The sequence below is a fragment of the Halalkalibacter sp. APA_J-10(15) genome (assembly GCF_023017105.1).
Taxonomy (GTDB): Bacteria; Bacillota; Bacilli; order Bacillales; family Bacillaceae_D; genus Halalkalibacter.
On the sequence record NZ_JALKEV010000078.1, the window covers coordinates 1 to 299 of the forward strand.

The 299-nt window shown below is 36.1% G+C and carries 1 pseudogene; it reads left to right on the forward strand.

Annotated elements, in window-relative coordinates:
* Positions 1-271 (forward strand): annotated as a pseudogene (locus MW695_RS22340) (hypothetical protein); the annotation flags it as partial.
* Between the last annotated feature and the right edge of the window lie 28 nt (positions 272-299).

A 299-nucleotide genomic window follows, 5' to 3' on the forward strand; every position in this document is an offset into this window, starting at 1 on the left:
CTTTAGTACATTAGTTATTCCCTGGTTAACTACTCCATTGCTAGGGAAAAATTCTTTTGTTCGCTTTCTTCCAGTCGCAACTTTTATTGGTTATATCTTTAGTTTTTTAAGCGAAATAGCTGATAGAAGTAAGTGGTGGAAAGTAAAGAATGCTTTATTTCCAAATTATCGTTGGATCTATGTCAAGATTCCGGACACCAAAAGATTAAGTTTTTTCTGCACAACAACCATTCATGGAGTGTTCCACATCCCAATCAGATTGTCAAAGTGAAAAGAGCCTTTGACAACCTGATTGGGAC